The 5619-nt window shown below is 67.9% G+C and carries 6 protein-coding genes and 1 pseudogene; 5 read left to right on the plus strand and 2 right to left on the minus strand.

What is annotated here, in order from left to right; all coding sequences use genetic code 11:
- Positions 1-525: AraC family ligand binding domain-containing protein (locus FPZ41_RS44415; RefSeq protein WP_194236445.1), on the minus strand; the 525-nt coding region annotated here is incomplete at its 3' end.
- 50 nt (positions 526-575) lie between these two features.
- On the opposite strand from FPZ41_RS44415, the gene FPZ41_RS44420 reads away from it, so the two are divergent.
- Both FPZ41_RS44420 and FPZ41_RS49245 read left to right on the plus strand, forming a co-directional pair.
- Positions 576-1028: a DUF2000 domain-containing protein gene (locus FPZ41_RS44420; RefSeq protein WP_152870359.1), complete on the plus strand. Its 453-nt coding sequence runs from the start codon at positions 576-578 to the stop codon at positions 1026-1028.
- A 716-nt stretch (positions 1029-1744) separates the two neighbouring features.
- Entirely contained in the window at positions 1745-2053 is a 309-nt protein-coding gene (locus FPZ41_RS49245) for a 4a-hydroxytetrahydrobiopterin dehydratase (RefSeq protein WP_322621523.1), read from the plus strand.
- Positions 2054-2634: 581 nt separating this feature from the next.
- Here the strand turns inward: FPZ41_RS49245 and FPZ41_RS44430 are convergent.
- Positions 2635-2985 (minus strand): winged helix-turn-helix transcriptional regulator, encoded by a 351-nt coding sequence (locus tag FPZ41_RS44430; RefSeq protein ID WP_152870360.1) that lies wholly within the window; start codon positions 2983-2985, stop codon positions 2635-2637.
- A 68-nt stretch (positions 2986-3053) separates the two neighbouring features.
- Here FPZ41_RS44430 and FPZ41_RS44435 point away from each other — a divergent pair, with 68 nt between their 5' ends.
- From FPZ41_RS44435 to FPZ41_RS44445, 3 genes and pseudogenes are all read left to right on the plus strand, one after another.
- A complete protein-coding gene (locus FPZ41_RS44435; protein ID WP_152870362.1) occupies positions 3054-3614 on the plus strand; it encodes a carboxymuconolactone decarboxylase family protein in 561 nt (186 codons plus the stop codon).
- An 89-nt stretch (positions 3615-3703) separates the two neighbouring features.
- A complete protein-coding gene (locus FPZ41_RS44440; protein WP_152870365.1) occupies positions 3704-4666 on the plus strand; it encodes a quinone oxidoreductase family protein in 963 nt (320 codons plus the stop codon).
- Positions 4614-5500, plus strand: a pseudogene (locus FPZ41_RS44445) (IS5 family transposase). Before FPZ41_RS44440 ends, FPZ41_RS44445 begins: the two are co-directional and overlap by 53 nt.
- Positions 5501-5619: the final 119 nt, after the last annotated feature.

Genomic DNA, 5619 nt, shown 5'->3' on the forward strand with positions numbered 1-5619 from the left:
GGGGTGGGGACCGTGTCCGGTCCGGGGATCGTGTCCGGTCCGGGGGCGCAGATGGAGCCGCAACCGCTCCCTCACCAGCACGAGCCTGCTCTCCGCCTCCAGCTCGTCCCCGGGGCGCGCGAGCGCGGCGTGCAACTGGCCCACGCGCCGCCGCAACAGCGGATCACGCAGGTCGGGCCCGTCGACGGCCGCCCCGATGAGGCTCGCATCGAGTGCGCCCGGCTCCAGGTACAGCACCCGCTTGCGGAAGCCCGCCTCCGTGACCGGTTCCCCGTTGTGCGGCACGTGCGGCGGCAGCAGCGTCACCGTGCCGTGCGGGGTGCCGTGCTCATGCCGGTCGAGGTCGTACCGTACGGCGCCGTCGTCGACGACGAGAAGCGTCCAGGCGTCGTGGACGTGCATGGGGTACGCGTACTCGGTGTAGTGCGCGTGGAAGACCTCGACGACGCCGGGGACACGGGGCTGCCAGGCGGTCACGTCACGGATCTGCCTGCTCGTCTGCGTGTCTTCCCTTCCAGGGGCCATGCAAAAAACGTACAAGACGCCGCCGCACGGCGATCGGCACTGTTCATTGCATGACCCCTGAGAACGACCTGGACCTGGCGCCCATCCGGCCCATCCGCTTCGACACCAAGATCGCCGTGCTGCTGAGGGACGACCTGGAGCCCTGGCAGCGCCTGAACGTGACCGCGTTCCTCGTGAGCGGCCTGGGCTCGGAGCTCCCGGAGGTGGTCGGCGAGGCGTACGAGGACGCGGACGGGGTCCCGTACCTGCCGATGTTCCGCCAGCCCGTACTGATCTTCGAGGGCACCAAGGAGACACTGCGGACGGCCCACACCCGAGCCCTGTCCCGTGCCCTGCCCCGCGCCCTCTTCACCTCGGACCTCTTCACCACGGGCAACGACCGCGACAACCGCGCGGCGGTACGGGCCGTGGCGACGGGGGAGCTGGACCTGGTGGGCCTGTCGGTGTACGGGCCGAGGAACGCGGTGGACAAGGTGCTGAAGGGGGCGCGGATGCATCCGTGAGCAGTCCGCGGGACTCCGCACCTCGCCGAGCGGGACCCGGCGCACCATCTCGTCGAGCTCTTTCCGTGAGCTCTCGCACTCCGGAATGGCCTGGCGTGGCAGCCGCCAGTAGTCGGGACTGCGCCCAGGGAGGAGGGAGCCGCAGGCTTCTCGATGACCGAGAAGTCGATGGGGTCGTGGAACTCTGCGATGCTGCCCCGGAGGAGGGGCAGCGCTTGGCGCCCAAGGTCCGGGTCATGGCGTTGCAGCAGCGAGCCCACGGTGCCAGCCTCCTCGGTGATCGTCGGGCAGTGGACCAACTCATTGATGAGGCAACCGGACTCCTCGATCGCGTCGACGATGATTTGCCGTGGGGCAATGCCTGTCGCCGTACCCCCGGATACTTGGAAGTGCAGCGGGCCACTTGCTACGGACGGTTGGAGTTGGGGGCTGAAGCGAGTGGGCTGTGGAGACAGGTACTGGATGGCGTACCGAGTACCGCTCGGCGTGACCGGGGCGTCTATCTCGCGCGACACGCCACGGCAGCCGCTACGGCACACGAACCGGAGCAGGCCGTGGAGATCGCTCTTCAGGCGGTGCAGATCGCAGTGGAGACAGGGTCCGACCGTATGAAGAAGGAGTTGGGAACTCTTGAGGGGGCCATGCGGCCGTGGGCCGCTGCACAGATCGGCCGGGAATTTGCGGACGTACTGGCTCCGGTGCGGAGAGGGGATGACGTGGCAGACGAGCTCACGCCGTTGACTGACCCGGAGATTGATGAGCGGTTGAGGGACTTGCCGGGGTGGTCGCGGGCAGGAGATGAGATCACCAGGACGTTCAGCATCCGCTACCACGGTGGCGTCGCGCTGATCGTGCACGTGGCGGATATCGAGCGGCTCATCGGCCATCACGCGGACATCGACCTGCGCTGGGGGAGCGTGCGGTTCGGGATCACTACGCACGATGTCGGCCACAAGCTGACTGAGGCCGACTTTGATCTGGCTCGACGTATTGATGGGATCGCGGCGGCTCACGGAGCGGTATAGGTCGACCGTGTCGCCCGCAAGAGCACTGTGACACTTTCCCTGAAGGTGTCACACATTCTGGCTGAATTGCTGGAGCGAACCGAGGCCTGCACTCCTCGACGAAGGAGCGCTCCAGCGCGTCCCCTTCGGTGGGGCGGGCCGCTGCTCCCCCCTTCTTGCTTCCCGCGAGTTCTACGCGCCCAGAGTCGTGCCGTGATCATGCACGGGCAACGTCCACGGGCGTGGCGTACGGCGACTGCGCGCAGGCAGTCGGATCCGCAGCTGCAACACATTCCCCGGATGTGTTGCAGTTCAGCTGGTACACCACTTCCGTGACTCGGCCTGCGCACGCGGGGAGGTAGGGTCCGTCTTCAAACGGATCTTGCCCAAAGCAGGCACGAGGCCAGAGAGATCGCTGCTTCACAGGATGCGGCGGTCGTGTCACGCCGGGTCGCGAGGCCGCAGACCCCAACTGCCGGCGCGACACCCCTGTTCTGGTGACCGTCGTCCTCTGCGTCCTCGGCGCGCTCATCGAGCTGCCCGCCCGAGAAAGCTCCTCATGGCTTCGACGCCGCGGTCGCGCCAGCCGCGCTGCGACCATTTCAGTCCTCGGCCGCAGCGTTGTCCGTTTCCCTTGCCCATCGTTGGCTCCAGGCGTCAAGCGGACTCAGTGCCTCGACAAGGTCCTGACCGAGTGGCGTGAGGTGGTAGCCGTCGCTGTGCAGGGTGAGCAGGCGGGCGCCGGTCAGTTCGTCGAGGCGGGTGCTGAGTACGCTGGAGGACATACGCTCGCATCGGCGCTGCAGTTCGCGGAAGCCTGTCGGTGCCTGACTCAGTTCCCACAGGATGCGCATCGTCCAACGCCGTCCGAGCAGATCGAGTGCGGCCATGACCGGACGGCCCGACTCGGACCCCCGTACCGGCACGCCCGGCCGTGGCGCTCTGGCTCCCATCACCCACTCCTTGCGCTTCGCTTCTCGAAGCATGATACTGATTCGAAAATCGAAGCAAGGGGTATGGCATGCCGCGCATTGAACCGCTCACCCCGCCGTACACGGCCCCTGTCGACCAGGCACTCCGCCGGTGGATGCCCCCCGACGTGCCGCACGAGCCGCTCACGCTGTTCCGCGTCCTGCACCGCAACCCGGAACTTGCCTCACGCATGTTCGCCCTAGGCGCCGGGCTCCTGGGGCACGGCAGCCTCCCCGCCATCGACCGAGAGCTCGTCATCGCACGCGTCACCGCACGCACCGGCTGTCCCTACGAGTGGGGCGTACACGCCGCAAGCCTCGCCCGGCAAGCCGGGCTCAGCCCCGAACAACTTCAGGCGACGACCGACACCGATCCTGCGGCGAACGTCTCATGGCCGCCACACCACGCGGCACTGCTCGGCGCGGTCGACGAACTGCACGACACGGCGCAGCTCTCGCAGGCTGCCTGGGACGACCTGCGCGTGCACTACGAGGACGGCCAACTGCTCGAACTCCTCGTTCTGGCCGGCTGGTACCGCACCATCAGCTACCTGGCCAATGGGCTCCTCCTGGAAGAGGAACCCTGGGGCACCAGCTTTCCGGCCCGGTGACGGTACTTCGCACATACTCGGCCGTTGACCAGCGTTGCGGGACAGCTCTTCGGACGGGCTGGAAACAGTGATCTCGAGGAAAGGCATTCATGCGTGCCATGCGGTTCGGGAGGTTCGGCGGCCCGGAGGTCCTGGAGGAGGCCGATGTGCCGGATCCGTCGGCGGGGCCGGGCGAGACTCTGGTCCAGGTGGAGGCGGCGGGTGTCAATTTCGGCGACATCAAGCAGATCGCGGGCGAACACACCGACGGTCCGTACGCCCCCCAAGGCCCGCTGCCCCGTATTCCCGGCATGGAAGTCGTCGGCAGGACCGCAGCCGGCCGACGAGTCCTCGGCTACGTTCCGCAGGGCGGTTACGCCGCTAAGACGGTCGTCGCCGACCGCCACCTGGTCGCGTTGCCGCCGGGGGTGGGTGCGGGCGAGGCGCTGGCAGTTCTCGTACAAGGGCTGACGGCGTGGCATCTGCTGCGGTCGGTCGCGCGTATCAGGCCCGGTGAGAGCGTGGTGGTCCATGCCGCCGCGGGCGGGACCGGCAGTCTCGTCGTCCAACTGGCCCGGGAGTTCGGGGCCGGACGGATCATCGCCACAGCGTCGTCCGACGAGAAACGCGCCTTTGCTCTCGAACTCGGCGCGGACGCGGCGATCGACGGCGACGCGGAAGGCTATCGAGGGCGGGTCCTTGACGCCAACCACGGACACCCGGTCGACATCGTCCTGGACGCCATCGGCGGCCCCGTCCTCGACGCCGCCCTGGACACCCTCGGACACCTCGGCCGACTGGTGACCTACGGCGCCTCGTCCCGGCAGACAGCCTCCGCGATTGCGCCGAGCCGACTGGCGGTGGACAGCATCACCGTCGCCGGCTTCTGGGTCATCCCACTCATCGTCAGGAACGGTGCCGGCGGTGCGGAGCTGGCGGAGCTGCTCGACCTCACGGCGCGGCGTCGCCTGCGGCCCCTGGTCGGCGCGGAGTACGACCTGGCGCGGGCCCGCGACGCGCATGAGGACCTGCTCGGCCGCCGTACGAAGGGGAAGCTGGTCCTCCGCCCTTGAGGAGTGGGAGTTACTCACTCCGCTGATACCACGGGCTGCCACGGGGCGGCCGCGCGTGGAGGACCGGCAGGTCATCAACGGGATGGTCTACAAGATCCGGACCGGGATCTTCTGGCGTGACTTGCCGGAGCGTTACGGCCCGTGGAAGACGGTGTACACCCGTTTCCGCCGCTACGCCTTGGACGGCGTGTTCGCCCGAGCCTTGCAGCACATCCAGGCCGAGGCGGACGCGGCCGGCGATATCGACTGGCTGGTCCAGATCGACTCCACCATCGTCCGCGCTCACCAGCACGCCGCCGCCACGGGGCGAAAAGGGGGCTGCACCATCAGGACGAACCGGACGATCATGCCCTCGGTCGATCTCGCGGAGGACTGACCACCAAAGTCCACCTCGCCTGTGACGGCAGAGGACGACCGCTCGCGATCCTGGTGACGCCAGGACAACGCCACGACAGCATCTGCGCATGCCCGCTCCTGGAACGCATCCGAGTTCCCCGGACCGGACCGGGCCGACCACGCTGCCGGCCCGACCAGGTCGTGGCCGACAAGGCCTAAAGCTCCCGCGGCTTCCGTTCCTACCTGCGTAAACGCGGCATCGCATGCACCATCCCGGAGAAGAATGACCAGCAACGCCACAGGTTGAGCCGCGGCCGCAACGGCGGCAGACCACCAGCATTCGACCGGGAGACCTACCGCCGACGCAACGTGATCGAACGCTGCTTCAACCGCCTCAAGAGCTTCCGAGGCATCGCCACCCGATACGAAAAGACCGCCGCCTCATACGAAGCGGCGGTCACACTTGCGTCATTCCCGCTCTGGGTAAGATTTGTTTGAAGACGGACCCTAGAAGGTCAGGCCGCCTGCTCGGGCACGGGATTCGCCACCGGAGACTCCGACCGCCGGGCCGAAGGCTCCTCCACCGGCACCCGCCGCATCAGCACCCCGTACCCCAC

The organism is Streptomyces acidicola (assembly GCF_009377235.1).
In the GTDB taxonomy this organism is placed as follows: domain Bacteria; phylum Actinomycetota; class Actinomycetes; order Streptomycetales; family Streptomycetaceae; genus Streptomyces; species Streptomyces acidicola.